Below are 25,262 nucleotides of genomic sequence, written 5' to 3'. Positions count from 1 at the left end.
GAAGGCCGGGTGCCGGCTGGCACCCGCGGTCCGCTGCGCGAAAATGTAGCGCAAAAGAACCGCACAGCAGCATACAGGTGTAGCCAAATCACTCGGCCTTCCCTGCGCAGTGGCTTTACGGCTTATGCCGTGCTCTCCCGGGAGCCGAGTTCCTTTTGGCCTCCCTCGCCCTCACAGAAGTCGCGGACATCGCGCCGGTTGACGCGAATGCCGCATCCGCAAAGGCTTGACCGTAGCAACGACGGCCAGGACCACACGGTTTTGCCGTACGCACGGCTCGCTGCTCACCATCGGTTTCGACGACGTTGTGCACGTTGCCGCCGACCTGATGGCGAGACGAACCTGACAGCGCCGCTCATCCAGCACGAAGTTTTGGGCTCACGGAGAGCAATCCGCCCTGCCCCAGACCTCTCGCACCCGAACGCTGCCGCGTCCACCGCAAGCCCGGCTCGCGAAAATGACGACCACAAGATCGCCCCTCAAGGATGAGCCGGGATGGGCGACACATACGCCATTTCCGAATTTCGGTAAAGTGGAATATTTTCGCGCAACGAGGTTGACAGAGGGGCGACACAGCAAGGTCCCGTAGACGGGCTAACGCCTCAAGCGTCTTCGACGCCTGCCTCGTGCGGCGAGAAATCGTACACCGAGCTGCAGAACTCGCAGGTCACGACGACCTTGTCGTCCTTGACCATCGCGGCGCGGTCGTCGGGCGAAAAACTCTTCAGCATCGATGCGACCGCATCGCGCGAGCAGGAGCATTGCGCCTTGAGGACCAGCGGATTGAACACGCGCACGCCGCGTTCGTGGAACAGGCGGTAGAGCAGCCGCTCGCCGGAGAGCTCGGGATCGATCAGCTCGACGTCTTCGACGGTTTCGATCAGCGAGCGCGCCTCGACCCAGGCATCGTCTTCAGCGACGCTGTGCGCTTCGACGCCTTCGGGTGCATCGCCGGGATGCAGATCGGCCTGCCGCGCGCGCTCCGGCGCCTTCGGCAGGAACTGCATCAGCATGCCGCCGGCGCGCCAGCGATGCTTGCCGCCGTCGTTCGAACGCCACTCCTCGCCGACGGCGAGACGCACGCGCGTCGGGATCTGCTCGGAGCGCAGGAAATATTCGTGAGCGGCGTCTTCCAGCTTGCCGCCGTCGAGCGCGACCAGGCCCTGGTAGCGGCTCATGTCGGGGCCCTGGTCGATGGTCATGGCGAGATGACCGTGGCCCAGCAGCGCGCCGGAATCTTTTGCCTCGCCAAGGCGCGCGGCGTCGTAGCGGGCATAGGCCCGCAGGCGATCCGGCGCCTGATAGTCCACGACCAGGAACGACACCGGACCGTCGGTCTGGGCCTGGAGGATGAAGCGGCCTTCGAACTTCAGCGCCGAGCCGAGCAGCGTGGTCAGCACAATGGCCTCGCCAAGCAGCTTGCCGACCGGCGCTGGATAATCGTGCTTGGTCAGGATCTCGTCGAGCGCCGGACCAAGCCGCACCAGGCGACCGCGCACATCGAGCGCGTCGACCTCGTAGGGCAGCACGGCGTCATCGACGGGAACCGCGGATGGCGCGCGAACCGGGCCTTCGGGCCCGGTTTTCATGACAGGGGATTGGGAAACCATGGCGCTTTATCTGGGGTCGGAAGGCGGAAATGGAAGGGGGCGCGGGCAACGCTACGGAACGCAGCTTTGGTTGCACAACGATACGGCAACTTCGGTGTCGTCCTGGCGAAAGCCAGGACCCATAACCCCGACTGCGAGATTTGGCACGAGATGACAATTGCCAATCTTCGCCAAACGAAAGCCGGTGGTAATGGGTCCTGGCTTTCGCCAGGACGACGGTCGTCAACCGCGCCTACCTACTTCACCGCGTCAAAGCACCAGGCCAGAATGCCCTTCTGCGCGTGCAGGCGGTTTTCGGCCTCGTCGAACACGACGGATTGCGGGCCGTCGATCACCTCGTCGGTGACCTCCTCGCCGCGATGGGCGGGCAGGCAGTGCATGAACAGCGCATCGGGCTTGGCCAGCGACATCAGCTGGGCATTGACCTGATAGGGCTTGAGCACGTTATGGCGGTGCTCGCCTTCCTTGTCGCCCATCGACACCCAGGTGTCGGTCACGACACAATCGGCGCCGCGCACGGCGGCTTCGGCATCCGTGCCGAGCATGATCGGCGCGCCGGTCGCCTTGATGAAGTCGCGCATCGCCTTTTTCGGCGCGAGCTCCGGAGGCGTCGCGACATTGAGCTGGAACTTGAAGCGCTCGGCGGCGTGCGCCCAGGACGCGAGCACGTTGTTGTCGTCGCCGGTCCAGGCCACCGTCTTGCCCTCGATCGGGCCGCGATGTTCCTCGTAGGTCATGAGGTCGGCCATCACCTGGCAGGGATGCGAGCGCCGCGTCAGGCCGTTGATGACGGGCACGGTGGCGTTCGCCGCGAGCTCCAGCAGGGCATCGTGATTGAGGATGCGGATCATGATGGCGTCGACATAGCGCGACAGCACGCGCGCGGTGTCGGCGATAGTCTCGCCGCGGCCGAGCTGCATCTCGGCACCGGTGAGCATGATCGGTTCGCCACCGAGCTGGCGCATGGCGACATCGAACGACACCCGCGTCCGCGTCGAGGGGCGCTCGAAGATCATCGCCAGCGTCTTGCCTTCGAGCGGCCTGACCGGCTGATGCGCCTTCTGCTTCGCCTTCATCGCCGACGACGCGGCGAGCATGCTCTTGAGCTCCGACAGCGGCAGCTCGTTGATATCGAGGAAGTGCTTCGGCGCTTTATCGGGCGACTTGCTCATCAGCTTGCCGCCCGCTTGTTGCCGGACAATGCGGTGCAGGCGCGCTCGAGCCGCCCGACGCTGTCCTCGATCTCGGCTTCGGTGACGATCAGGGGCGGCAGGAAACGCACGACATTGTCGCCGGCGCCGACGGTAAGCAGTTTTTCGTCGCGCAACGCGGCAACGAGATCGCCGGAAGGCACCACGGCCTTGATGCCGATCAGGAGACCCTCGCCGCGCACTTCGCTGACGACATCGCCATGACGGTCGATCACGGAGGCGAGCTTCTGCTTGAGCAGCAGCGACATCCTCTGCACGTGGTCGAAGAAGCCGGGCTTGAGCATGACGTCGAGCACGGCGTTCGCAGCGGAGATCGCGAGCGGATTGCCGCCGAAGGTCGAGCCGTGCGAGCCCGGCGTCATGCCGGACGCCGCTTCCGCGGTCGCAAGGCAGGCGCCGATCGGGAAGCCGCCGCCGAGCGCCTTGGCCAGCGACATCACGTCGGGTTCGACGCCGAGGCGGCGGTGCGCGAACAGATCGCCGGTGCGGCCCATGCCGGTCTGCACCTCGTCGAAGGCGAGCAACAGGCCCTTCTCATCGCAGAGCTGGCGCAACGCCTTGAGGAACGCGGGCGTTGCCGAACGCACGCCACCCTCACCCTGGATCGGCTCGATCAGGATGCCGGCGGTCTGCGGACCAATCGCCTTTTTCACCGCGTCGAGATCGCCATGCGGAACCTGGTCGAAGCCCTCCATGGGAGGGCCGAAACCTTCGAGATATTTGGCCGAACCGGTCGCAGCCAGCGTCGCCAGCGTGCGGCCATGGAAGGCGCCTTCGAAGGTGATCATGCGATAGCGGTCCGGATGGCCCTTCATCGCGTGATAACGGCGCACCACCTTGATCACGCATTCCAGCGCTTCGGCGCCGGAATTGCAGAAGAACACGAAGTCCGCAAAACTCTCGTTGCAGAGGCGGTTCGCGAGCTTCTCGCCGTCCGGGCTCTGGAACAGGTTCGACATGTGCCAGAGCTTCGTGGCCTGCTCCTGCAACGCCGTGACCAGCGCAGGATGGGCATGGCCGAGCGCGTTGACCGCGACGCCCGAGGTGAAATCGAGATAGCGCTCGCCATTGGTCGCGATCAGCCAGCAGCCTTCGCCACGCTCGAAACCGAGGTCGGACCTGGCAAAAACGGGGAGCAAATGCGGCGCTGCGCTGTTGGTCATGGCGGTCACTTGAATGTTGCGGACGGTGTGAGCGTGCATTGGGCGACGCACCATTGACCGGCCCGGAAAACGAAACGTGCCGCCTCTTCAGGGCGGCACGCATGAGTATCTTAGGCCTGGTGAAACGGGTGTCAATGCCGCCCGGAAAGCCTCGCGAAACGCTGAATCCGTAGTCTTGCGGTGCCGATTTTGCGGGTTTTCACCACGGAACATGTGGAAGCGAGTCGGCGGACTCTTGCGCGGGAGTCACGCCATATTGTAGCGTTTGGATTGTCAGATACGACATCTCGTGCAGTGGTTCTGATCTCTAAGTCCTCATGTACCGGCGTAAACGTTCGGGCGTTCTAGTCGCGCCCGGCGAGCCTTAAGGGATTCTGGCGGCACGGGTTTTTAAAGGCTTAGGCATTCGCTGCGAGGCCCCAGGATGGCTGGCCCGCAGCGAGGGAAAGGGTGCAATGACGGTTTTGACCTGGTCCGATGATCGCGTCGAGCAGCTAAAAAAGCTCTGGGAGGCCGGACTTTCGGCCAGCCAGATCGCGGCTGAGCTCGGCAATGTGACCCGCAATGCCGTGATCGGCAAAGTGCACAGGCTCGGCCTGTCGGGCCGCGCCAAGAGCCCTTCATCGGCAGCGCCGCGGCCGCGCAAGGCGCGTCCCGCGCAGCACATGATGCGGGTGACCCGCCCGATCTCGCGCGGCAACACCGCGCTGGCACAGGCCTTCGAAGTCGAGGTGGAGGCCGAACCGGTCACCTACGACAACGTGGTGCCGATGAGCCAGCGGCTGTCGCTGCTGGAATTGAACGAGGCGACCTGCCACTGGCCGGTCGGCGATCCCTCGAGCCCGGATTTCTTCTTCTGCGGCGGCAAGGCGCTCTCCGGCCTGCCCTACTGCGCCCAGCACTCGCGGGTCGCGTATCAGCCGGCATCGGATCGGCGGCGTGCACCGGTGAAGCCGGGGCCGCGGTAAGTAGTTTCGATTTCAGGATCGAGCCGTGACGCGATGACGGCTCAAAAATACTCAATGTCGTCCCGGCCTAGTGCGCAAGTGCGCACTAGGCCGGGACGACATCGGAGATTGTGGCGGCAGCCGGCTAGATCACGTCTGCCAACATCACACCGCAAATCCCCTACGCCTGCTCCGCCTTCGCAAAGCGATCGTCCAGCGCGTAGCCGGCACCGCGGACGGTGCGGATCGGGTCCTGCTCGCGGCCGAGATTGAGCAGCTTGCGCAGGCGGCCGATGTGAACATCGACGGTGCGCTCATCGATATAGATGTCGCGGCCCCAGACGCTGTCGAGCAATTGCTCGCGCGAGAACACCCGCCCCGGATGCTCCAGGAAGAACTCAAGCAGGCGATATTCGGTCGGGCCGAGATCGATCGGCCGGCCCGAGCGTGCCACGCGGCGCTTGTCGCGGTCGAGCTCGATGTCGCCAAAGGCGAGCACGGTGGCGAGCCGCTCGGGGCTTGCGCGCCGCAGCAGGCCTTTTACGCGCGCCAGCAATTCCGGGACCGAGAACGGCTTGACGATGTAATCGTCGGCGCCGGTCGCAAGACCCCGCACCCGCTCGCTCTCCTCGCCGCGCGCGGTGAGCATGATGATCGGGAGCTGCTTGGTCTCGGGACGGGTGCGCAGCCGCCGGCACAATTCGATGCCGGATAGCCCCGGCAGCATCCAGTCGAGCACGATCAGATCGGGGATGTGCTCCTTGAGGCGGGTGTCGGCGTCGTCGCCGCGCATCACCGTCTCGACGTCATAGCCGTCGCCTTCGAGGTTGTAGCGGAGAAGCTCGGTCAGGGCTTCCTCGTCCTCAACCACCATAATGCGTGCGCCCATCGGGTCGTCGCTCCTTAAGTCTTCAAGTATTCGGTACCGTGGTGGCGAAGGTCGTCATGTCGCCCTTCGGCCGCTTGTCGGTCATCGCCTGGCCCTCGATCATGTAGAACACGGTCTCGGCGACGTTGGTGGCGTGGTCGCCGATCCGCTCGATGTTCTTGGCGCAGAACATCAGGTGGATGCAGAACGAGATGTTGCGCGGATCCTCCATCATGTAGGTGAGGAGCTCGCGGAACAGCGAGGTGCAGATGGCGTCGACTTCCTCGTCGCCCTTCCACACCGCCATCGCCGCCGGCAAATCATGCGCGGCATAGGCGTCCAGCACCGACTTGACCTGCTGCTGCACGAGGTCGGTCATGTGCTCGAGGCCGCGGAACAGCTTGAGCGGATGGAAGTCCGTCTCCAGCGCCGCGACGCGCTTGCCCATGTTCTTGGCGAGGTCGCCGATGCGCTCGAGATCGGTCGCGACGCGCATGGCGCCGACGATCTCGCGCAGATCGATCGCCATCGGCTGACGGCGGGCGATGGTGAGCACGGCGCGCTCCTCGATGCGCTTCTGCAGCGCGTCGAGCTCGGCATCGATGGTGACGACGCGCTGGCCGAGCGGGATGTCGCGACGGATCAGCGCGTCGACGGAATCGACGATCATGCGTTCGGCGATGCCGCCCATCTCGGCGACCAGGCGGGTGAGTTCCTGGAGGTCGGTATCGAAGGCCTTTGCGGTATGTTCAGAACCCATGTTCCGTCTCCTCAGCCGAACCGTCCGGTGATGTAATCCTGCGTGCGCCGGTCGGTCGGCGACGTGAAGATCTTGCTGGTGTCGTCGAACTCGATCAGCTCGCCGAGATACATGAAGGCGGTCTTGTCCGAGACGCGCGCCGCCTGCTGCATGTTGTGGGTGACGATCGCGATCGTGTAGTCCTCGGACAGCTCCTGGATCAGTTCCTCGACCTTGGCGGTCGAGATCGGGTCGAGCGCCGAGCAGGGCTCGTCGAACAGGATGACCTCGGGCCGTACCGCGACGGTGCGGGCGATGCAGAGGCGCTGCTGCTGGCCGCCGGAGAGCGACAGGCCGGAGGCGTTGAGCTTGTCCTTGACCTCGTTCCACAGCGCGCCGCCGCGCAGCGCCTTCTCGACCCGGCCGTCCATCTCGGACTTCGAGATCTTCTCGTAGAGGCGGATACCGAAGGCGATGTTCTCGTAGATCGTCATCGGGAACGGCGTCGGCTTCTGGAACACCATGCCGACGCGGGCGCGCAGCAGGTTGAGGTCCAGCTTGCCGTCGAGGATGTTGGTCTGGTCGAGCATGAGCTGACCGGTGGCGCGCTGGCCGGGATAGAGGTCGTACATCCGGTTGAAGATGCGCAGCAGGGTCGACTTGCCGCAGCCCGACGGGCCGATGAACGCCGTGACGCGGTTGGCGCCGAGCGTCAGGTTGATGTTCTTCAGCGCATGGTGCTCGCCGTAATAGAAGTTCAGGTTGCGGACGGTCACCTTGGGGGGCGCCTCGGGCAGCATCGGCGCGTGGGGCAGTCCACCCGCCGCGCTCATCGATACGGAAAGATCACTCATTTTGCGGTCCTCTCGGCGCCCAGAATGCGCGCGCCAATATTAAGGGCAAGAACGGTCAGGGTGATGAGCAGCGCCCCGCTCCAGGCCAGCTGCTTCCAGTAGGCATAGGGGCTCTGCACGAAGTTGTTGATGGTGACCGGCAGGTTCGCCATCGTCTTGTTCAGGCCGAGGCTGAAGAACTGGTTCGACAGCGCGGTGAACAGCAGCGGCGCGGTTTCACCGGCGACGCGAGCGGTCGCGAGCAGCACGCCGGTGATGAGGCCGGAACGGGCAGACCGATAAGCAATCCGCTTGATCACCAGCGAACGCGGCAGGCCGAGCGCCGAGGCCGCCTCACGCAGCGCGTTCGGCACCAAGAGCAGCATGTCCTCGGTCGTGCGCAGCACCACCGGGATCACGATCACGGCGAGCGCGAGGCTGCCGGCGATCGCGGAGAAGCCGCGCATCGGCACCACCACCGCGCCGTAGATGAACAGGCCGATGATGATCGAGGGCGCCGAGAGCAGGATGTCGTTGATGAAGCGGATCACCGAGGTCAGCTTGTCGTTGCGGCCGTATTCGGCGAGATAGGTGCCGGCGAACATGCCGAGCGGCGCGCCGATGCCGACGCCGATCACGGTCATGATCAGCGAGCCGACGATGGCATTGAGCAGACCGCCCTCGTTCGATCCGGGTGGCGGCGTGTTCTCGGTGAACAGCTGGACATTGAGTCCCGCAAGTCCGTTGTAGAGCAGCGTGATCAGAATCAGCGCGAGCCAGGTGACGCCGAAGGCGGTTGCGGCCATGCAGAGCCCGCGGACCACGATGTCCTTGCGGCGGCGGCGTGAATAGATCGGGTTCATAGCGTCAGTTCCCCGCCTTCTTTTCCAGCCGCATCAGCATCAGCCGCGCCGCTGCGAGCACGAAGAACGTCAGCACGAACAGCAGGAGGCCGAGCAGGATCAGGCCGGACTGGTGCAGGCCGTCGCTCTCGGCGAACTCGGATGCGATCGCCGCCGAGATCGTGGTACCCGGGGCGAAGATCGAGCCCGAAATCCGGAACGAGTTGCCGATGATGAAGGTCACCGCCATGGTCTCGCCGAGCGCGCGGCCCAGCGCCAGCATGACGCCGCCGATGACACCGACGCGGGTGTAGGGGATCACGACGCTGCGGACGACTTCCCAGGTGGTGCAGCCGACGCCGTAGGCGGCTTCCTTCAGGACCGGAGGCACCGTCTTGAACACGTCGACCGAGATCGAGGTGATGAAGGGCAGCACCATGATGGCAAGGATCAGCGCGGCATTGAACAGGCTGAGATAGGACGGGGGACCTGCGAAGATCGCGCCGAGCACGGGGACGCCGTCGAAGATCTTGATCATGAAGGGCTGGAACGTGTTGGCCAGGAACGGGCCGAGCACGAAGAAGCCCCACATGCCGTAGATGATCGAGGGGATGCCGGCGAGCAGCTCGATCGCCATGCCGATCGGGCGGCGCAGCCATTGCGGGCACAGCTCGGTCAGGAAGATCGCAATGCCGAGACCCACGGGAATCGCGATCAGCATCGCGATGAAGGAGGTGACGAGCGTGCCGTACATCGGCCCGAGCGCGCCGAGCACCGGCGGATCGGCGGACGGCGCCCAGCGCTGCGTCCACAGGAACGAGAGGCCGTATTCCTTCATCGCCGGAAAGGCGCCGACGATCAGCGAAATGATGATGCCGCCGAGGATCAGAAGCACCGAGATCGCGGAGAGCCGCGTGATCCAGTAGAAGGTGACGTCGCCGAGCTTGAACGCGCTCAAGGCCTTGGCGCGATCATACGGTCCGGCGTCGTCGATTACATCGCTCTGAACGGCCATCTCTGCCACGCCGATCCCCTGTACCCGTTTAATGTATGCTTGTCGCAGGTCTTATTTTCTAGATCTTGTGATTGGTCTTGTTGTCGGTCTTGCGCCCCGGATGCGGCGCGATGCCGATCCGGGGCGGACGTCTTTTGAGAGCCCGGCGCGGTGCCCGGGACAACAGCGCTTAGCTCTTGATCTCGGCAGCCCAGGTCTTCTCGACCAGGGTCACGACGCCCTCGGGCATCGGGATGTAGTCGAGCTCTTCAGCCGCCTTGCCGCCGTTCTTGAAGGCCCAGCGGAAGAACTTGATGGCTTCCTGCGAGGCCGCCTTGTCGGTGGCGTCCTTGTGCATGAGGATGAAGGTCGCCGCCGTGATCGGCCAGGACTTCTCGCCGGGCTGGTCGGTCAGGATGACGTAGTAGCCGGGCGCCTTGGCCCAGTCGGCGTTGGAGGCGGCCGCCTGGAAGGCTTCGACGGTGGGCTGCACCGGCTTGCCGGCCTTGTTGACGAGACCGGTGTAGGTCAGCTTGTTCTGCTTGGCATAGGCGTACTCGACGTAACCGATCGAGTTCTTGGTCTGGCTGATGTTGCCCGACACGCCTTCGTTGCCCTTGGCGCCGACGCCGACCGGCCATTCGACCGCGGTGCCCTCGCCGACCTTGCTCTTCCAGTCAGCGCTGGCCTTGGCGAGGTAGTTGGTGAAGTTGAAGGTGGTGCCCGAACCGTCCGAACGGCGGACCACGGTGATCGCCTCCGACGGCAGCTTCACGTTCGGGTTGAGCTTCTTGATCGCGGCGTCGTCCCACTTGGTGATCTTGCCGAGATAGATGCTGGCGAGGGTTTCGCCGTCGAACACCATCTCACCGGGCTTCACGCCCTCGATGTTGACGACGGGAACGATGGCGCCCATCACCATCGGCCACTGGACGAGGCCGTCCTTCTCGAGCTGCTCGGCCTTGAGCGGCGCGTCGCTGGCGCCGAAGGTCACGGTCTTGGCCTGGATCTGCTTGATGCCGCCGCCGGAACCGATCGACTGGTAGTTCAGACCGTTGCCGGTCTCCTTCTTGTAGGCGTCCGCCCATTTGGAATAGATCGGGAACGGGAACGTCGCACCGGCGCCGGTGATGTCGGCAGCAAAGGCTGCCGTCGTCGATGCGGCGACCAAGCCAGCAGCGACGATCGTTTTGAGGAAATTCATGCTGGTCTCCATACAGGGGAGCGAAGCGCCATCAGCGCCCGATCGCGCTCCCCGTGCCGCCCCTTTAGGAGCGGACAGCTGAGCTTTTACGAAGGTTTCGTGACAGTCGAATGACAGGCTTAAGCGGCTGAACTTGCTGTAAATTTAGCTCAGCGCCGCAGGCTTGCCCTGGGGAAAACACGCGGTGAAAGTGGCGCCCTGTTTGGGCACGCTTTCGATCAAAAGCCGGCCGCGATGGCGGTTAAGAATATGTTTCACCAGCGATAATCCGAGGCCGGTGCCGCCCTGCGAGCGGCTGTCGCCGACATCGACCCGGTAGAAACGCTCGGTCAGCCGCGGCAAATGCTCCGGCGCGATGCCGGGGCCGAAATCCCGCACCATGACCCGGATTTCCTGAGTTCCATCAATGGCAGGACCGGATGTCATCGACACGATGACGCGTCCACCCGAGGCGCCGTATTTGAGCGCGTTCTCGATCAAATTCTCGAACAGGCGAAGCAGCTCCTCGCGGTCGCCCGCGATCATCACCGGCGCCTCCGGCAGATGGGTCTCGACCTCGACCTGGCGTTCCCGCGCCAGCGGCTCGAGCCCGTCGGCGACCTGGAAGATGATCGGCAAGAGGTCGACCAGAGTGTCGGGCCGCACATGGGCCGACAGTTCTACCCGCGACAGCGACAGCAGATCGTCGATCAGGCGCGCCATGCGGGTGGCCTGGTTGTGCATGATGCCAAGGAAGCGCTCGCGCGCCTTGGGATCGTCCTTGGCCTGGCCCTGGAGCGTGTCGATGAAGCCGGACAGCGCGGCCAGCGGCGTGCGCAATTCGTGGCTGGCATTGGCGACGAAATCGGCGCGCATTTCCTCGACCCGGCGCAGCGGCGTCTGGTCGTGGAAGGTCATCAGCATGCATTTGTCGGCGCCGCCGAAGGTGGTCGGCACCGGCACCGGCGTGATGGTCAGCTCCATCCAGCGATCGACCGGGACATGGTCGAGATAGGTCGCGCGCCGCGGCTCGGTGGTCGCGATCGACTCGCGCAGTGCGGTGATGATCTCCGGCGAGCGCAGTGCGAACTGGGCGAGCTCGTTCCTGCGCAGCGCCGGCGCGAGCTGGGCGGCCGCGGCGTTGAGATGGATGACGCGGCCGGCGCGGTCGAGCAGCACCGCAGGATCGGGCATGCCGGCGACGACCGCGGCCACCGCCGCGCTCTCGACCGGGTTGACGCGGCCGGTGTCTTCGCGCGAGGCGGCGGTATCGTGCAGGCGCCACGGGATCAGCGCTGCGGCCGCGATGCAGAGGAACACCGCAATCGCATGCAGCGCCGACAATTCGCCCAGCGAGACCACCACCGACAGCGCGAGCGCCGCGGCGATCAGGATGACGGTCGAGTGCCGCAGCCGGTCGGACCAGGGCTGGGAGGAGGGAGAAGATGGGGCGTCGATCGCCATCGGGGCGGGCTTCTCCTGGGGGACTCTTAGACGCAAGACTTGCGGACTCAAGACTTGCGGACTCAAGACTTGCGGACTCAAGACTTGCGGACTCAAGACTTGCGGACTCAAGGCTTGAGACTCAAGACTTGCGCCGGTCAGGCGCCGCTGTCGCTGCGCTCTCTCACATAGGCGGCTTCATGCGCCGGGCCGGGGTCGAGCTTGAGCGCGGCCTGCTGCAAGCGTTTCGATCGTGCGCCGATTATAACTTCGCGAAACGTCAGCAAGATTACAGATATGACGAAGGGGGACAGATAATAGAGGACGCGGAACAGCAGCATCCCGCCCAGCAGTTCCTCGCGGTCCATCTGCCAGAGGCCGACCAGCATGGCGGCGTCGAACACGCCAAGCCCCCCGGGCGAATGGCTGGCAAAGCCGAGCAGGGTAGCCGAGACGAAGATCACCGCGACCACCACGAAGCCGAGATTGGGCTCGTCCGGAACCAGCACGTACATCGCGAGCGCGCAGAAGCCGAGATCGATGATGCCGATCGCGATCTGGAGCAGCGTCAGCGGGCCGCCCGGCAGCATCACGGTCCAGGGCCCGCGGCCGACCATCCGCGGCTGGGTCCAGACCCAGACCACATAGGCAACCAGCCCGACGATGATCATCATCGCCAGCGTCCGGTTCAGCCAGGGCGGAAGCATGTCGATCGAGGCAGCGGCCTCCGGATGATAGGAGATGCCGAGGCCCAGCACGGCGGCATTGCCGAGCCAGAAGGTCAGGCCGGCGAGGAAACAGATTTTTGCGACGTCGATCGCGTTCAGGCCGTAGGCCGAATAGATGCGGTAGCGCACCGCACCGCCGGTGAACACGCTGGCGCCGACGTTGTGGCCGATCGAATAGCTGGTGAAGGCCGCGAGCGCGTTGACGCGATAGGGCACGTGGGCGTGGCCGATCGCGCGCACGGCGAACAGGTCGTAGAAGGTCAGCGTGAAATAGCCCGCGGCGACGAACAGCGCCGCCATCGCAATCTGGCTCGGCTCGGTGCTCTTGATCGCTTCGAGGACCTCATTGACATCGATGCCGCGCAGCATGTGGTAGAGCACATAGCAAGCGATGCCGATGACCGCGACGCTGATCACAACTCCAAGCTTATGCAGGATTTGCTTCTGGCGCAGAAACGACATCGCTCTGCGTATGGCTTCCAGCATCTAAACCTCGAACAATGCTTCAGCGGCCAGGGTGGCCGGCGAACAGGCGGACGACACGCAGACACCCAACCAACCCTCGCTGTCGGCCCCGGCATCGCGCATGCCCGCTATCCCTCCACTAGCGCGTTTCCGCGCGGAGTGGAATTCGGCAATTCGAACAAAAGCTCGTGCCTTCAATATTTTAGGCAGGGTTGCGGGCTCCTGATGCACGGTTTGGCGCTTTCGGCGGCAAGACTGACGCGAATCTCCATGGCAATCCTGCGCAGTCGCCATGAAGTTTTGATGATTTCGACCGCTCAATGTTCCGTCACGGCTTAAGCTGACGTCAATCTATGGGCCGCAACCGCCTGTTGAAAGAGGGGTGACCGGAGCGCTTCCTGACTCCCGCGGTCAGGGTGCACGGCAACATCACAGAGCAGCAGGCGGCGCGGTGCGCGAGACCACCCGGTCGCGCAGCCAGGCGCCGATGGTGCAGCCGACGAGGTAGCAGGCGAACATGATCAGGGCGAGGTCGAGCCAGTAGCCGAAGCGGCCGGGGACCACATGCGCCAACGAGGCCCCGACCAGGGCGGCAGCAAGCACGGCGAGCCAGCGCGCAGTCACTTTCGAGGTGCCGTTGCCGCGCTGGACCACCGAGATCCAGCCCATGCAAAAACCGAGCAGCAGCGAGCCGATCAGCCAACCCAGATGGAACGAGACGAGATAGGGCATCGTCACCTCACCAGAAATTCGATGCGGCGGTTCTGCGCCTTGGCGTCTTCGGTGTCATTGCCGGCGACGGGCTGCGTGCTGCCGTAGCCGACCGCAGTGAAGCGGCTGGCGGGCAGGCCGGCCTTGACCAGATAGTCGATCACCGCCTGCGCGCGCTTCTCCGAGAGCGCCTGGTTGAAGGAATCCTCGCCGTCGGCATCGGTATGCCCAGCGACGTCGATATTGGTGGTGGGGCATCGCAGTGCCGTCTCGATCAGATGATCGAGAATGCCGGCGGAATCCGGATCGATGTCGGCGCGCTTCGCCCCGAAGCGGATCTTGGCCTTGGCCAGCAGCTCCGAGAACAATTGCTGGCACACGGTGCCGTCGACCGGGCCGGCCGCGGGTTTCACCGTGATTTCCGGCTTGTACTGCCAGTTTTTCGGGAAATCCTTACCGAGGCCAGCGCGGATGTCGTTGGCGGCACCTTCATAGAGTGCATCGCCCGACAGCTTCACCTCGCGGTCCGACACGACGAGCGTGCCGGTCGACAGTCGCGACAGCGCGCCGAGCGCTGCGACCACGGCGGGGTTGAAGGAGCCGGGCGCGCCGACGCTGGCCTTGAGATTGTCGACGACCTTTTCGTTGAATAATTTCCGCGATGCGCTGGTGACGATCGCCGCGTGCGCGTTGTTGTCGGGCACGTACCCGGTCAGCGTCACCGTCGCGGCCACCGGATCCTTGTAGGCCTGGAAGACGTAGGGCGGCGCCTTGACGTCGTTGGCTGCGATCGAAAAGCCCTCGGGCAGGTTCTTGAGCGCCGCCGCGACCGCTTCGCGGCCGCCGAGGTCGCGCGCCATGCCCGACAGATTGACCTTGGTGTCTGTTATCGTGATCTTGCCGTCCTTGAGCTTGCCGATCTGGTCGAGCAGCAGCATCGCAGCCGCCTCGAACCGCGGCGGCGCGCCGCGCGCCAGCCCCATCTGATCGGCCACCTCGGTGCCGCCGACCTCCTTGCGGGCCGCCTCGGTCAGGCGGCCCTTCATCGCCGGCAGGGGCGCGGAGCCTGACAGCGTCACCCGCACCACGTCGCGTTCGGCGTTCCAGACAAAGGGTTTTGCCTCGGGAACGAGGCGGGTCCGGTCGTCGACCAGGCGCACGCCGGGGACGGTCTCGACCGCCACAACAGCGTCGCGCCGCCCCTCCTCGGAAAACGCGTCCGCGGCGAGGCTGACGTCGCGGCCGTCCACCGCGATCCGGGTCTTGTCCAGAACGGTGTCCTTGAGGGCGGCCGAACTCCGGGCGGAAAGGTCCGCCTCGACCGGCAAAGTATTATTCCAGGCCGCAAATCCCCACATGACGGCCAGGGGGATCAGCCCCGGCCACCATTTGCTGGCCCACCTGAAAAGCTTTTGCATTCGACGACCCGAACTCTGGAACCGGAGACAAAACAAACCCTTGGCGGGCTGTCAAACCGGAAATGACGCCCTTCCGAGGGCCATGCGTCGACAATTGGAATAACTTTTTCTTCAAGGGTTCTTCCGTAAGTTGCAGGCGGAATGCCAAAGTCCGCCAGCGGGTCATGAAACAACTCCGTAACAACGTCATCCGCGCCGGGCTGGGAGCACTCTATTTCAGCGGGGCGCACCATTTGTTGCGCCCGCTTTTGTCGGGCGTTGGCGCCATTTTCATGCTGCACCACGTGCGGCCGGCCCGCGACGCCGCGTTCCAGCCGAACCGACATCTCGAAGTCACCCCCGAATTCCTGCGCGCCACCCTGAGCCACCTGCGCTCGCGCGAGATCGACATCGTCAGCATGGACGAGCTGCATGAGCGGCTGGTGCAGGGCCGGTTCGACCGCCGCTTCGCCGCCTTCACCCTCGACGACGGCTATCGTGACAATCTCGACTTTGCGCTGCCGGTTCTGCGCGAATTTGACGCGCCTCTGGCGGTCTATGTCGCCAGCGATTTCGCCGACGGCACGGGGCGGCTGTGGTGGGCGGCGCTGGAGGCCGTGATCGCCAGGGTCGAGCAGATCGAGGTAACAATCGGCAATGCCGCGCTGCGGCTCGATGCGACGACGCCAGCCGCCAAGCAGGCGGCATTCGACCGGCTGCACGACTGGTTGCGCGCACTGCCGGGCGAGCACGATCTCAAGCGCGAGATCGAGGCGCTCTGCACGAAGTACGGCGTCGACATCGCCGCGCTGTGCCGCAGCCTCTGCCTGTCCTGGGACGAGGTGAAGACATTTGCCGCCGATCCCCTGGTCACGATCGGCGCCCACACCATCAGCCATTGCAATCTCGCCAAGCAAAGCGAAGAGATCGCCACGCAGGAGATGGCCGTGAGCCGCGCGCGGATCGAGCAGGCGCTCGGCCGCAATGTCCAGCATCTTGCCTACCCCTATGGCGACCGCGAGGCCGCGGGCGAGCGTGAGTTTGCGCTCGCTGCATCCGCCGGCTTCAAGACCGCGGTGACAACGCGGCCCGGCATGCTGTTCGCCGAAAACGCCGGCCACATGACCGCGCTGCCACGCGTCTCGCTCAACGGCAATTACCAGGACACGCGGATTCTGCCGGTGCTGACCTCGGGCGCCGCGACCGCGATGTGGAATGGCTTCCGCAGGATTGCGGCGGCTTAAATCTCTCCATCTTCGCTGCCCGAACTCAGACGTCGTCCTGGCGAAAGCCAGGACCCATTGCCACCGCTGTCCACTTTGCGACGCGCTGAGGCCATAGCTCATTCAAGCAATTCAATCCTGGGGTAATGGGTCCTGGCTTTCGCCAGGACGACGATGCAGCGCCTTCCTTGACTCCCCTTCCGGCCCCGCTCACAACCGGCGCAAACAAAGGGAGGCCACCATGTTCAAAGATCTGTTTTCGCTCAACGGCCGCGTCGCACTGGTGACCGGCGGCTCGCGCGGCATCGGCAAGATGATCGCGGCGGGATTTCTCAGCGCAGGTGCGGCGAAGGTCTACATCACCGCGCGCAAGGCCGGGCCTTGCGAAGCGACGGCGAACGAGCTCTCCGCACAATATGACGGCGAATGCATCGCGCTGCCGATCGACATCTCGACGCTGGCCGGCGCCGAGCTGCTCGCGAGCGAATTCGGCAAGCGCGAGCCAAAACTCGACATCCTCGTCAACAATGCCGGCGCGGCCTGGGGCGCGGAGTTCGACGAGTTTCCGGAAAGCGGCTGGGACAAGGTGATGAACCTCAACGTCAAGGCGCCGTTCTTCCTGACCAAGGCGCTGGCGCCCACGCTGCGCGCGGCGGCCTCGGCAGAGCGGCCGGCGAAGGTGATCAACATCGCCTCGATCGACGGCATCTTCGTCAATCCGGGCGAGACCTATTCCTATGCGGCGAGCAAGGCGGGGCTGATCCATTTGACGCGGCGCATGGCCGTGAAGCTGATCGGCGACCATGTCGTGGTCACCGCAATCGCGCCGGGCCCGTTCAAATCCGACATGAACCGCGCCGCGCGCGACCATGGCGACGAGGTCTCGACGCGCGTGCCCGCGGGTCGCATCGGCACCGACGAGGACATGGCGGGCGCTGCGATCTACCTCGCCTCGCGCGCGGGGGACTATGTGGTGGGCGCAACCATCGCGGTGGACGGCGGCATCGTTTATGCCAATCCGGGGATCAAGGGGAGCGGGTGGGATAGTTGAGGGGCGTTGTCGGAGCACGCAGCCCCTCACCCCATACTGTCATGCCCCGGCTTGACCGGGGCATCCAGTACGCCGCGGCTTCTCGGCTCAAGCACAGCCGCCTCTGGAATACTGGATCATCCGCCTTCGCGGATGATGACAGCTTTTGCGCGGCAAGAGCAGCCGCTCCCGACACTCACGACTCGATCTTCACGTATTCGAAATCGCCGGGCTTGTTGTCGATGCCGACTTTCGGCGGCGAGATCCATGATGCGAACTCGCCGGTCTCGGTGACGGGCTGCATCAGCGAAGTGATGAAGTCGCCGTCGGCGGTCGAGGGCAGCCATTCGTCCTTGCGCCTGGCCCAGGTGGCGTCGTCGATCAACAGACCATCCGGCGTCGCATGGATGCCCTTGAACTCGCCGATGTGGCGGTGGAAGGCGACGTTGGGCAGCTTGAGCTGAAACTGGTAGCCCGCGGTCGAGATCACCTTGTTCCAGCGCAGCATGCCCTTGACGCAATCCTGGCTGTAATCGTCGCGCAGGCGCATGTTGAGCGCGGTCAGCGCCGGCTCGTCCACCAGCTTGATCTCGCCGTCGATGAACTTCAGCACCGGATAGGTCGCGTTCTTGAGCTGATGATCGTCGTCGATCTGGGTCTCGTGATAGCGACCCTTGACGCCGGTGTTGAAGGCATTCGCCGCGTTGGTCGAGACTTCCGAGCCAAAGAGATCAAGCGACAGCGTATAGTGCAGGTTCAGCTTCTTCTGGATGGTCGGCAGGTCGATCACGCCGAGCGCGCGGACTTTTGCGATGTCGGTCGGATCGGTGATGCCGGCTTCGCGCATCGCATCGCAGGTGCGCTGCACGACGCGGGTGATGCCGGTCTCGCCGACGAACATGTGGTGCGCTTCCTCGGTCAGCATGAAGCGGCAGGTGCGCGACAACGGATCGAAGCCCGACTGCGCGAGGCTGTGCAGCTGCATCTTGCCGTCGCGGTCGGTGAAGTAGGTGAACATGAAGAAGGACAGCCAGTCCGGCGTCGCCTCGTTGAAGGCGCCCAGCATGCGCGGTGCGTCGGCATCGCCCGAGCGGCGGCGCAACAAATCGTCAGCCTCTTCACGTCCGTCGCGGCCAAAGTACTTTTGCAGCAGGTACACCATCGCCCAGAGATGACGGCCTTCCTCGACATTGACCTGAAACAGATTGCGCATGTCGTAGAGCGAGGGCGCGGTCTTGCCGAGGTGGCGCTGCTGCTCGACCGAGGCAGGCTCGGTGTCGCCCTGGATCACGATCAGACGGCGCAGCATGGCGCGATATTCGCCCGGGACTTCCTGCCAGGCCGGCTCGCCGAAATGCTCGCCGAACGGCACGACGCGATTCTCTTCCTGCGGCGCAAGCAGGATGCCCCAACGATAGTCGGGCATGCGCACGTAATCGAACTTGGCCCAGCCGCGCGGATCGACCGAGTAGGCGGTGCGCAAGTACACAAGCGATTCCTGGAAGCCTTCCGGCCCCATGTCTTTCCACCAATCCATGTAGCCGGGATGCCAGCCTTCCAGCGCCTTCAGCACCTGGCGGTCTTCGGCCAGATTGACGTTGTTCGGAATCTTGGTCGAGTAGTCGACGTTCATGATGTTCATGTTCATGGCCGTGCTCCTTGGATTTCTTGTCCCGGATGCAGTGCGGCGCGAAGTGCTGCACTGCTGAGCCGGGACCTATTGTCCGGTCCGTCCGGGTCCCGGTTCTGCGTCGCATCACTTCGTGCTGCGCCGCGCCCGGGACACGAGAGTTACACCCGCGTCATATCGAATTTCGGCTTCTGGCCGCTGCCGTAGCGGCGCAGCGCGCCTTCCTCGCCGACCGCGTTCGGGCGCTGGAAGATCCAGTTCTGCCACGCGGTCAGGCGCGAGAAGATCTTCGATTCCATCGTCTCGGGGCCGACGAAGCGCAGGCTCGCTTCCATGCCGGTGAGGCTGTCGGGCGAGAAGCTGGCACGCTCCTCCAGGAACACGCGGACCTCGTCGTCCCAGTCGATGTCGTCGAGCGCGAAGGTGACGAGGCCGAGTTCTTCCGCCTGCTCGGCGTCGAGAGCCGTACCCCTCGTGGCTTCCGCGCGCTCCACATCGGACGGATCGGCCTGGAAACGCGATTCCAGCCGCGTCAGGCCATGGCTCATCGGATACGGGCCGAAATTCATCGCCGACAGTTCGATCGACGGCGGCGGACGATTGTCGCCCTGGCGCGTGCCGATCAGCATGTAGGAGCGGTCGGCGGCGAAGACGAGCTCGGCGAGCGTGCCGGCGAAGCAGGAGCCTGGCTCGACCAGCGTCACCAGCGTGCGCGAGGTGACGTCGATGCGCTTCAACACGCGCTTCCAGTAGTGGCGGATCTCGTTGACCAGCCAGTGCGCCTTGTTGGTTTCAAGAAAGGCATCGCAGGCAAGCACATGGGCGCGGTCGCCATGGCTCTTGAACACCAGCATCGCGATCTCGAGCTCGTTGATGCGCAGATGCAGGATGGCATCGTCGATCTCGCGCGCGACCTGGAGCGGCCAGAACGAAGCCCCCTGCGCCATCATGCCGTCGATGTCGGCGGGCGGCGCGGTCTCCGGCGCCTTGATCGCGATCGTGGCGATGCGCGCGGCGCGGTCGATGTCGACGGTGACAAAGCCATAGCGCAGGCTGGTCGCGTCGATGATGCGCTTGAGCGGCGTCAGCGCGATGCCCTTGCCGCTGCCCTTGCGCTTCGAGCCGTCGGCGAATTCCCTGGCGCGCTCGGCAACCTTGCCTTCGAGCTTGCTGTTCGGCGCGATCTCGTCGACCAGCCGCCATTGCACGGCGCGCTTGCCCTTCACGCCTTCCTCGATGGTGCAGAAGAAATCGGCGTGATCGCGGCGCACCTTGCGCTTGTCGACCACGCGCGTGAGGCCGCCGGTGCCCGGCAGCACCGCGAGCAGCGGCACTTCAGGCAAGGCAACGGCAGACGCGCCGTCGTCGGCGAGCATGATGTAGTCGGTGGCGAGCGCGAGCTCATAGCCGCCGCCGGCGGCCGAGCCGTTCACGACAGTGATGAAGCGCTGGCCGGAATTTTCCGACGAGTCTTCCATGCCGTTGCGGGTCTCGTTGGTGAACTTGCAGAAATTGACCTTGTGGGCATGGGTCGAGCCCGCGAGCATGCGGATGTTGGCGCCGGCGCAGAACACGCGGTTCTTGGCCGAGCGCATCACCACGACCTTCACCTCGGGGTGCTCGAACCGCAGGCGCTGGACCACGTCCGCGAGCTCGATATCGACGCCGAGATCGTAGGAATTGAGCTTGAGCAGATAGCCCTCGAACAGGCCGCCATTCTCGTCGACGTCCATGGTCAGGGTGGCGACGTCGCCGTCGACCGCGAGCTTCCAGTGCCGGTAGCGGGACGGTTCGGTCTGGAAATCGATGAATGTCGCGCCGCCTGCGAGGCGCCGATCTTCCCCGGCCATGGGCCACCCTTGAGCTTGTTTATACGTTTTGGCTGTCGCGTTAGATGCACAATAGTGCATCTTTTTGGGCGCGTCTACCCCTTAGATGAGCGGACATGCATTTTGTTTCATGCCCTGCACCTCCTGCGATTCCCGGAAATAGCCGCGGCCGTTCAGCGCGAGCCCGTAACGCGGCGCCGGATGGCGCGCCGGCACATGAGCCACCGCGGCCACGGCAGCGGGCCGCTCGCGTTCGAAGGCACATTCATCGATGTGCCTCCGCAACATCATGCGGCGCGTCCCTGGAGTCCCTGATCGTCGCGCAGGGCCGCCTTTGCAAATTGCTCAATCGCGTCAAGCGTCGCCCCCGGCGCTTCACGATGCGGGGAATGTCCCGCGTCTGAAATGACTTTCAAATCTACCGGACAATAGCACTCTTCCTGCGCGATCTCGACCTGGCGCAATGTGCCATATTGATCGTCCAGGCCTTGCAGGACCATGACGGGGACGCGGATATAGGCGAGAGATTCGGAAATATCCCAGTCGCGGAATTTCGGGTCGAGCCAGGCGCCGTTCCACCCATGGAAGGCGTTGTCGACGTCCTTGTGCCAGCGCGCGAGCTTTGCCTTCAGGTCGGTGGTCTCGAAGCTGGTCTTGATCGCGGCGATGGATTTCACCGAGATGTCCTCGACGATGAAATGCGGTGCGATCAACACGAGCCCGCTCAGGCGATGATCCTGATGTGCCCCGGCATAGATTGTCGCAATCGAGGCACCGTCGGAATGGCCGAGCAGCAGGCCACGCTTGAAGCCGATCGCATCGAGGACCTTCGGCAGCACGTCCAGCGCCTCGCGCTGCATGTAGTCCAGCGGCCGCGGCAGCGCGACCTTGCTCGACTGGCCGTAGCCCGCGCGCGAGTAAACGAAGATGCCGGCGGAGGTCGCCTGCTGCAGCTTTTCCGGGAAGTCGCCCCAGAGCCCGACCGAACCGAGGCCTTCATGCAGCATGACAATGGTCGGTGCGTCCGCGGTTTGCGGCGCCAACCATTTGTATTCGAGGCTGGCATTGCCGATGCTGAGGAAGCCGGTGGGAGTGAGAGTCATTTCTTCGTCCGTCCTTCTCCGTCGTCATGCCCGGGCTTGACCCGGGCATCCACGTCGTTCCTCAATCGCGCTCGCGCGTGGATGGCCGGGACACTTTGCTCAAGACGCGCTTCGCGCTTTTGCCCGGCCATGACGGCTTGTTTCTAGTTTGCCCCGTCCCGCAGCTTGAACCGCTGGATCTTGCCCGTCGCGGTCTTCGGCAGCGAGTCCACCACGTCGATCCAGCGCGGATATTTCCACGGGCCGATCTTCTGCTTGACGTGCTCCTTGAGCATCTCCTGCAAGTCCGTCGTCGTCGCGCCGGGACGCAGCACGACGAAGGCCTTCGGCTTCAACAGGCCTTCCGGATCGGCTTCGGGCACGACGGCGGCTTCCAGCACGGCGGGATGCGTGATCAGCGCGCTCTCGACCTCGAAGGGCGAGACCCAGATGCCGGAGACCTTGAACATGTCGTCGGCGCGGCCGCAGAAAGTGTAGCGGCCCTCGCCATCCCTGACATATTTGTCGCCGGTGCGGGTCCACGGGCCCTCGAAGGTGCGGCGGCTCTTGTGGCGCTGGTTCCAGTAGCCCTCGCCCGCGGAAGGCGCATCGACCAGGAGCTCGCCGACTTCGCCGTCGGCGACATCCTCGCCGGCCTCGTTGACGAGCCGCACCGCATAGCCCGGCACAGGCTTGCCGGAGGAGCCGTATTTGATGTCGCCGGGCGCATTCGACAGGAAGATGTGCAACAGCTCGGTCGAGCCGACGCCGTCGAGAATGTCGACGTTGAAGCGCGCCTTCCAGCTGTTGCCGACGGATTCCGGCAGCGCCTCGCCGGCCGAGGTACAGATGCGCAGGGCGCCGCCGCAGCGCTCGCGCTTCATCGCCTCGTCGTTGAGCATCGCCGCGAACAATGTCGGCACGCCGTAGAAGATCGAGGGATTGTAGCGGTTCATCAGGTCGAACATGCGCGCCGGCGTCGGCCGTTCGCTGTTGAGCACCACGGTGGCGCCGACCGACATCGGGAAGGTCAGCGCATTGCCGAGACCGTAGGCGAAAAACAGTTTTGCCGCAGAAAGACAAACGTCGTTCTCGCGGATGCCGAGCACCCGGCTGGCGTAAGTCTCGGCGGTCGCCTGCAGGTTCGAATGCAGATGCCGCACGCCCTTGGGCATGCCGGTCGAACCTGAGGAATACAGCCAGAATGCCGGCTCGTCGGCATGTGTCGCGGCGGTCGTGAACTGATCGCTCTCACCCGCGAGCTCTTCCGCGAGTTGCTTGTGGCCGTTGAGCTTGGCGCCGGACACCACGACATGCTCGAGATCCGGCATGCGGCCGACCACGTCCTTGATCACGGGATAGAGTGCTTCCGAGACGAACAGCACGCGCGCGCGGCAGTCGGCGAGGATGTAGGCGTATTGATCTGATGTCAGCAGCGTGTTCAGCGGCACCGGCACGATGCCGGCGCGGATCGCGCCCAGGAACACGATGGGGAAATCGACCGTATCCAGCATGATCATGGCCACGCGCTCTTCGCGGCGGACGCCGAGCCGGCGCAGCATGTTGGCGGTGCGCCGCGTTTCGCGCGCGAGCTCGCCATAGGTAAGCCGGGAGACGGTGTCGTCGAACACCACCTTGTTGCCGCGTCCCTCCTCGACGTTCCGGTCGAGCAGCCAGGTCACCGCGTTATAGGATCCCTCGCTCACGGACTTCTCCCCTGAATTTAGAATTATAATTCATAGAAAGACACTGCAGTGGCTTGCTGTCAATGCCAGCAGGCACTATGTTTCATTAAAACGCGCCGCAGGACATCCGCTAAAGAAGAACTATGACCGACAGTCCCGACGCCGAATCCCGATTTCTCGAACAGCTCGGCCAGCGCGTGCGCACCATGCGCGCGCTGCGCGGCATGTCGCGCAAAGTGCTCGCCAAGGTATCAGGGATTTCGGAGCGCTACATCGCGCAGCTCGAAAGCGGCAAGGGCAATGTCTCCATCGTGCTGCTGCGCCGCGTCTCGGACGCGATGGGCGCGCATCTGGAAGATCTGCTGCCCAGCGCCGATCCGACGCCGGACTGGCAGATGTTTCGCGATCTCTTGCGCAAGGCGACGCCGGCGCAGATCGCGCAAGCCAAGGACCTGCTCGCCGGCGGCAGCGCCTCCGCGCCGCGGCGCGCGCCGTTCTGCGGCATCGCGCTGATCGGCCTGCGCGGCGCCGGCAAATCCACGCTCGGCAGGATGCTGGCGAAAAAGGTCGGCTGGAGTTTTGTCGAGCTCAACAAGGAGGTCGAGCAGCAGAACGGCCTCTCGGTCGCCGAGATCATCGCGCTCTACGGCCAGGAAGGCTTTCGCCGCATGGAGCAGGCGGCGCTGCAACAGCTGCTCGCGCGCAACGAACTGATGGTGCTGGCGACCGGCGGCGGCATCGTCTCGGAGCCTTTGACCTTCGACCAGATCCTGTCGTCGTTCTACACGATCTGGCTGAAGGCCGAGCCCGAGGAGCACATGGCCCGCGTCCGCCGCCAGGGCGATTTGCGCCCGATGGCCGACGACCGCTCCGCCATGGCGGAGTTGCGCAACATCCTCTTGAGCCGCGAGCCGCTGTATGCGCGCGCGACGGCGGTGGTGGACACGGCGGGACTTTCGGTCGATGCCGCGGCGGCGCGACTGATCGACGCGGTACGGCCGGTGCTGCAGAACGAAGCGCGCAGCTTCGGGCTGCGCAGCGTGGCGCTGTAGGTCTGAACTCCCATGACCGACAGCGACGTCGCAATCTCCATGTTCGAGCGGATCGGCGGCAGCACCACGATCGATCGGCTGGTCGAGCACTTCTACGACCGCATGGATACGCTGCCGGAGGCCAAAATCATCCGCGCCATGCACGCCGCCGATCTCGGCCTGATCAGGGACGTGCTGAAGCGCTATCTCACCGAATGGACCGGCGGCCCAAAACTCTACTCGGTCGAGAAGGGCCATCCGCGGCTGCGCCAGCGCCACACCGGCTTTGCCATCGGCGATGCCGAGCGCGATGCGTGGATGCTCTGCATGCGCGGCGCGCTGGAGGAGACGGTCGTGGACGCTGCCGCGCGCGAAGACCTCGACCGCGCGCTGTCGGGCCTCGCCGACTGGATGCGCAACCGGCCGTGAGCGGAGCGAGAATCCAGCTCTCGTCTCAATGACGTTCCCTGGTCTCGTTCCGCTCACCCGCGCTAGGGTCTGTTGAGATTCACTTGGAATGGATGACAGCGGTGGCGAGGTAGATCATCGCTGCGAAGCTGCCGTCTGTCTTGTCACATCGCATCGCTATGCGTTTGAATTCCTTCAGCTTGCCGAAGA

At 64.5% G+C, this 25,262-nt stretch carries 23 protein-coding genes; 5 read left to right on the top strand and 18 right to left on the bottom strand.

The window, feature by feature from the left end; genetic code table 11:
- Positions 1-602 precede the first annotated feature (602 nt).
- From QCM77_RS39860 to QCM77_RS39850, 3 genes are all read right to left on the bottom strand, one after another.
- Positions 603-1,610, bottom strand: coding sequence for an Hsp33 family molecular chaperone (locus QCM77_RS39860; RefSeq protein WP_279667042.1), 1,008 nt, complete (start codon positions 1,608-1,610; stop codon positions 603-605).
- A 236-nt stretch (positions 1,611-1,846) separates the two neighbouring features.
- Entirely contained in the window at positions 1,847-2,782 is a 936-nt protein-coding gene (gene argF / locus QCM77_RS39855) for an ornithine carbamoyltransferase (protein ID WP_280096460.1), read from the bottom strand.
- On the bottom strand, positions 2,782-3,984 hold the full coding sequence (locus tag QCM77_RS39850) for an aspartate aminotransferase family protein (protein WP_279667040.1): 1,203 nt from the start codon (positions 3,982-3,984) through the stop codon (positions 2,782-2,784). Before QCM77_RS39850 ends, argF begins: the two co-directional genes overlap by 1 nt.
- A gap of 455 nt (positions 3,985-4,439) precedes the next feature.
- Between QCM77_RS39850 and QCM77_RS39845 the strand changes: the two genes are divergently transcribed.
- The gene (locus QCM77_RS39845; protein WP_279667038.1) at positions 4,440-4,952 is read left to right on the top strand and encodes a GcrA family cell cycle regulator; all 513 of its coding nucleotides are present in this window, start codon (positions 4,440-4,442) and stop codon (positions 4,950-4,952) included.
- Between the two features lie 160 nt (positions 4,953-5,112).
- On the opposite strand, the gene phoB is transcribed toward QCM77_RS39845, so the two are convergent.
- From phoB to QCM77_RS39795, 10 genes are all read right to left on the bottom strand, one after another.
- Positions 5,113-5,820 carry a phosphate regulon transcriptional regulator PhoB gene (gene phoB, locus QCM77_RS39840; protein WP_097661713.1) on the bottom strand — a complete coding sequence of 236 codons (708 nt, stop codon included), beginning with the start codon at positions 5,818-5,820 and terminating at the stop codon, positions 5,113-5,115.
- Between the two features lie 22 nt (positions 5,821-5,842).
- Positions 5,843-6,559: a phosphate signaling complex protein PhoU gene (phoU, locus tag QCM77_RS39835; RefSeq protein ID WP_279667036.1), complete on the bottom strand. Its 717-nt coding sequence runs from the start codon at positions 6,557-6,559 to the stop codon at positions 5,843-5,845.
- 11 nt (positions 6,560-6,570) lie between these two features.
- The gene (gene pstB / locus QCM77_RS39830; protein ID WP_279667034.1) at positions 6,571-7,392 is read right to left on the bottom strand and encodes a phosphate ABC transporter ATP-binding protein PstB; all 822 of its coding nucleotides are present in this window, start codon (positions 7,390-7,392) and stop codon (positions 6,571-6,573) included.
- Entirely contained in the window at positions 7,389-8,234 is an 846-nt protein-coding gene (pstA, locus tag QCM77_RS39825) for a phosphate ABC transporter permease PstA (RefSeq protein ID WP_279667033.1), read from the bottom strand. The genes pstB and pstA overlap by 4 nt, the downstream gene beginning before the upstream one ends.
- A gap of 4 nt (positions 8,235-8,238) precedes the next feature.
- A complete protein-coding gene (gene pstC, locus QCM77_RS39820; RefSeq protein WP_279691399.1) occupies positions 8,239-9,228 on the bottom strand; it encodes a phosphate ABC transporter permease subunit PstC in 990 nt (329 codons plus the stop codon).
- 169 nt (positions 9,229-9,397) lie between these two features.
- Positions 9,398-10,411, bottom strand: coding sequence for a phosphate ABC transporter substrate-binding protein PstS (gene pstS / locus QCM77_RS39815; RefSeq protein ID WP_279667031.1), 1,014 nt, complete (start codon positions 10,409-10,411; stop codon positions 9,398-9,400).
- Positions 10,412-10,555: 144 nt separating this feature from the next.
- Positions 10,556-11,854 (bottom strand): ATP-binding protein, encoded by a 1,299-nt coding sequence (locus QCM77_RS39810; RefSeq protein ID WP_280096459.1) that lies wholly within the window; start codon positions 11,852-11,854, stop codon positions 10,556-10,558.
- Positions 11,855-11,991: 137 nt separating this feature from the next.
- The gene (locus tag QCM77_RS39805) at positions 11,992-13,047 is read right to left on the bottom strand and encodes a putative bifunctional lysylphosphatidylglycerol flippase/synthetase (protein WP_279667029.1); all 1,056 of its coding nucleotides are present in this window, start codon (positions 13,045-13,047) and stop codon (positions 11,992-11,994) included.
- A gap of 408 nt (positions 13,048-13,455) precedes the next feature.
- Complete coding sequence (locus QCM77_RS39800; protein WP_279667028.1) at positions 13,456-13,758, bottom strand: hypothetical protein; 303 nt, start codon at positions 13,756-13,758, stop codon at positions 13,456-13,458.
- A gap of 2 nt (positions 13,759-13,760) precedes the next feature.
- Positions 13,761-15,155 carry an OmpA family protein gene (locus tag QCM77_RS39795; protein ID WP_279691346.1) on the bottom strand — a complete coding sequence of 465 codons (1,395 nt, stop codon included), beginning with the start codon at positions 15,153-15,155 and terminating at the stop codon, positions 13,761-13,763.
- Between the two features lie 164 nt (positions 15,156-15,319).
- Between QCM77_RS39795 and QCM77_RS39790 the strand changes: the two genes are divergently transcribed.
- The gene (locus tag QCM77_RS39790; protein ID WP_280096458.1) at positions 15,320-16,378 is read left to right on the top strand and encodes a polysaccharide deacetylase family protein; all 1,059 of its coding nucleotides are present in this window, start codon (positions 15,320-15,322) and stop codon (positions 16,376-16,378) included.
- Between the two features lie 220 nt (positions 16,379-16,598).
- On the top strand, positions 16,599-17,408 hold the full coding sequence (locus QCM77_RS39785) for an SDR family oxidoreductase (protein ID WP_279691348.1): 810 nt from the start codon (positions 16,599-16,601) through the stop codon (positions 17,406-17,408).
- Positions 17,409-17,583: 175 nt separating this feature from the next.
- On the opposite strand, the gene boxB is transcribed toward QCM77_RS39785, so the two are convergent.
- The 5 genes from boxB to QCM77_RS39760 form a co-directional block, all read right to left on the bottom strand.
- Complete coding sequence (gene boxB, locus QCM77_RS39780; RefSeq protein WP_279667022.1) at positions 17,584-19,035, bottom strand: benzoyl-CoA 2,3-epoxidase subunit BoxB; 1,452 nt, start codon at positions 19,033-19,035, stop codon at positions 17,584-17,586.
- A 143-nt stretch (positions 19,036-19,178) separates the two neighbouring features.
- A complete protein-coding gene (gene boxC / locus QCM77_RS39775) occupies positions 19,179-20,867 on the bottom strand; it encodes a 2,3-epoxybenzoyl-CoA dihydrolase (protein WP_279691350.1) in 1,689 nt (562 codons plus the stop codon).
- An 81-nt stretch (positions 20,868-20,948) separates the two neighbouring features.
- Entirely contained in the window at positions 20,949-21,137 is a 189-nt protein-coding gene (locus QCM77_RS39770; protein WP_280096457.1) for a hypothetical protein, read from the bottom strand.
- Complete coding sequence (locus tag QCM77_RS39765) at positions 21,134-21,949, bottom strand: alpha/beta fold hydrolase (protein ID WP_280096456.1); 816 nt, start codon at positions 21,947-21,949, stop codon at positions 21,134-21,136. The genes QCM77_RS39770 and QCM77_RS39765 overlap by 4 nt, the downstream gene beginning before the upstream one ends.
- Before the next feature lie 143 nt (positions 21,950-22,092).
- Positions 22,093-23,634: a benzoate-CoA ligase family protein gene (locus QCM77_RS39760; RefSeq protein WP_280096455.1), complete on the bottom strand. Its 1,542-nt coding sequence runs from the start codon at positions 23,632-23,634 to the stop codon at positions 22,093-22,095.
- Positions 23,635-23,756: 122 nt separating this feature from the next.
- Here QCM77_RS39760 and QCM77_RS39755 point away from each other — a divergent pair, with 122 nt between their 5' ends.
- Both QCM77_RS39755 and QCM77_RS39750 read left to right on the top strand, forming a co-directional pair.
- Positions 23,757-24,665 (top strand): helix-turn-helix transcriptional regulator, encoded by a 909-nt coding sequence (locus QCM77_RS39755; protein WP_247443563.1) that lies wholly within the window; start codon positions 23,757-23,759, stop codon positions 24,663-24,665.
- 12 nt (positions 24,666-24,677) lie between these two features.
- Positions 24,678-25,073 carry a group II truncated hemoglobin gene (locus QCM77_RS39750; protein WP_280096454.1) on the top strand — a complete coding sequence of 132 codons (396 nt, stop codon included), beginning with the start codon at positions 24,678-24,680 and terminating at the stop codon, positions 25,071-25,073.
- Positions 25,074-25,262 lie beyond the last annotated feature (189 nt).

The sequence above is a fragment of the Bradyrhizobium nivariense genome, from assembly GCF_029846695.2.
Lineage (GTDB): Bacteria > Pseudomonadota > Alphaproteobacteria > Rhizobiales > Xanthobacteraceae > Bradyrhizobium.
This window is presented reverse-complemented; position numbering and strand designations above follow the sequence as displayed.

Excerpts from the sequence above, each read along its gene's own strand:
- pstS (WP_279667031.1), bottom strand. The coding sequence starts at position 10,411 with ATGAATTTCCTCAAAACGATCGTCGCTGCTGGCTTGGTCGCCGCATCG.
- QCM77_RS39755 (WP_247443563.1), top strand. The coding sequence starts at position 23,757 with ATGACCGACAGTCCCGACGCCGAATCCCGATTTCTCGAACAGCTCGGC.
- boxB (WP_279667022.1), bottom strand. The coding sequence starts at position 19,035 with ATGAACATGAACATCATGAACGTCGACTACTCGACCAAGATTCCGAAC.
- QCM77_RS39790 (WP_280096458.1), top strand. The coding sequence starts at position 15,320 with ATGAAACAACTCCGTAACAACGTCATCCGCGCCGGGCTGGGAGCACTC.
- QCM77_RS39770 (WP_280096457.1), bottom strand. The coding sequence starts at position 21,137 with ATGATGTTGCGGAGGCACATCGATGAATGTGCCTTCGAACGCGAGCGG.
- QCM77_RS39810 (WP_280096459.1), bottom strand. The coding sequence starts at position 11,854 with ATGGCGATCGACGCCCCATCTTCTCCCTCCTCCCAGCCCTGGTCCGAC.
- QCM77_RS39795 (WP_279691346.1), bottom strand. The coding sequence starts at position 15,155 with ATGCAAAAGCTTTTCAGGTGGGCCAGCAAATGGTGGCCGGGGCTGATC.
- QCM77_RS39785 (WP_279691348.1), top strand. The coding sequence starts at position 16,599 with ATGTTCAAAGATCTGTTTTCGCTCAACGGCCGCGTCGCACTGGTGACC.
- QCM77_RS39860 (WP_279667042.1), bottom strand. The coding sequence starts at position 1,610 with ATGGTTTCCCAATCCCCTGTCATGAAAACCGGGCCCGAAGGCCCGGTT.
- QCM77_RS39845 (WP_279667038.1), top strand. The coding sequence starts at position 4,440 with ATGACGGTTTTGACCTGGTCCGATGATCGCGTCGAGCAGCTAAAAAAG.
- pstC (WP_279691399.1), bottom strand. The coding sequence starts at position 9,228 with ATGGCCGTTCAGAGCGATGTAATCGACGACGCCGGACCGTATGATCGC.
- QCM77_RS39765 (WP_280096456.1), bottom strand. The coding sequence starts at position 21,949 with ATGACTCTCACTCCCACCGGCTTCCTCAGCATCGGCAATGCCAGCCTC.
- QCM77_RS39850 (WP_279667040.1), bottom strand. The coding sequence starts at position 3,984 with ATGACCAACAGCGCAGCGCCGCATTTGCTCCCCGTTTTTGCCAGGTCC.
- QCM77_RS39750 (WP_280096454.1), top strand. The coding sequence starts at position 24,678 with ATGACCGACAGCGACGTCGCAATCTCCATGTTCGAGCGGATCGGCGGC.
- boxC (WP_279691350.1), bottom strand. The coding sequence starts at position 20,867 with ATGGCCGGGGAAGATCGGCGCCTCGCAGGCGGCGCGACATTCATCGAT.
- QCM77_RS39800 (WP_279667028.1), bottom strand. The coding sequence starts at position 13,758 with ATGCCCTATCTCGTCTCGTTCCATCTGGGTTGGCTGATCGGCTCGCTG.
- QCM77_RS39805 (WP_279667029.1), bottom strand. The coding sequence starts at position 13,047 with ATGCTGGAAGCCATACGCAGAGCGATGTCGTTTCTGCGCCAGAAGCAA.
- pstB (WP_279667034.1), bottom strand. The coding sequence starts at position 7,392 with ATGAGTGATCTTTCCGTATCGATGAGCGCGGCGGGTGGACTGCCCCAC.
- pstA (WP_279667033.1), bottom strand. The coding sequence starts at position 8,234 with ATGAACCCGATCTATTCACGCCGCCGCCGCAAGGACATCGTGGTCCGC.
- phoB (WP_097661713.1), bottom strand. The coding sequence starts at position 5,820 with ATGGGCGCACGCATTATGGTGGTTGAGGACGAGGAAGCCCTGACCGAG.
- phoU (WP_279667036.1), bottom strand. The coding sequence starts at position 6,559 with ATGGGTTCTGAACATACCGCAAAGGCCTTCGATACCGACCTCCAGGAA.
- argF (WP_280096460.1), bottom strand. The coding sequence starts at position 2,782 with ATGAGCAAGTCGCCCGATAAAGCGCCGAAGCACTTCCTCGATATCAAC.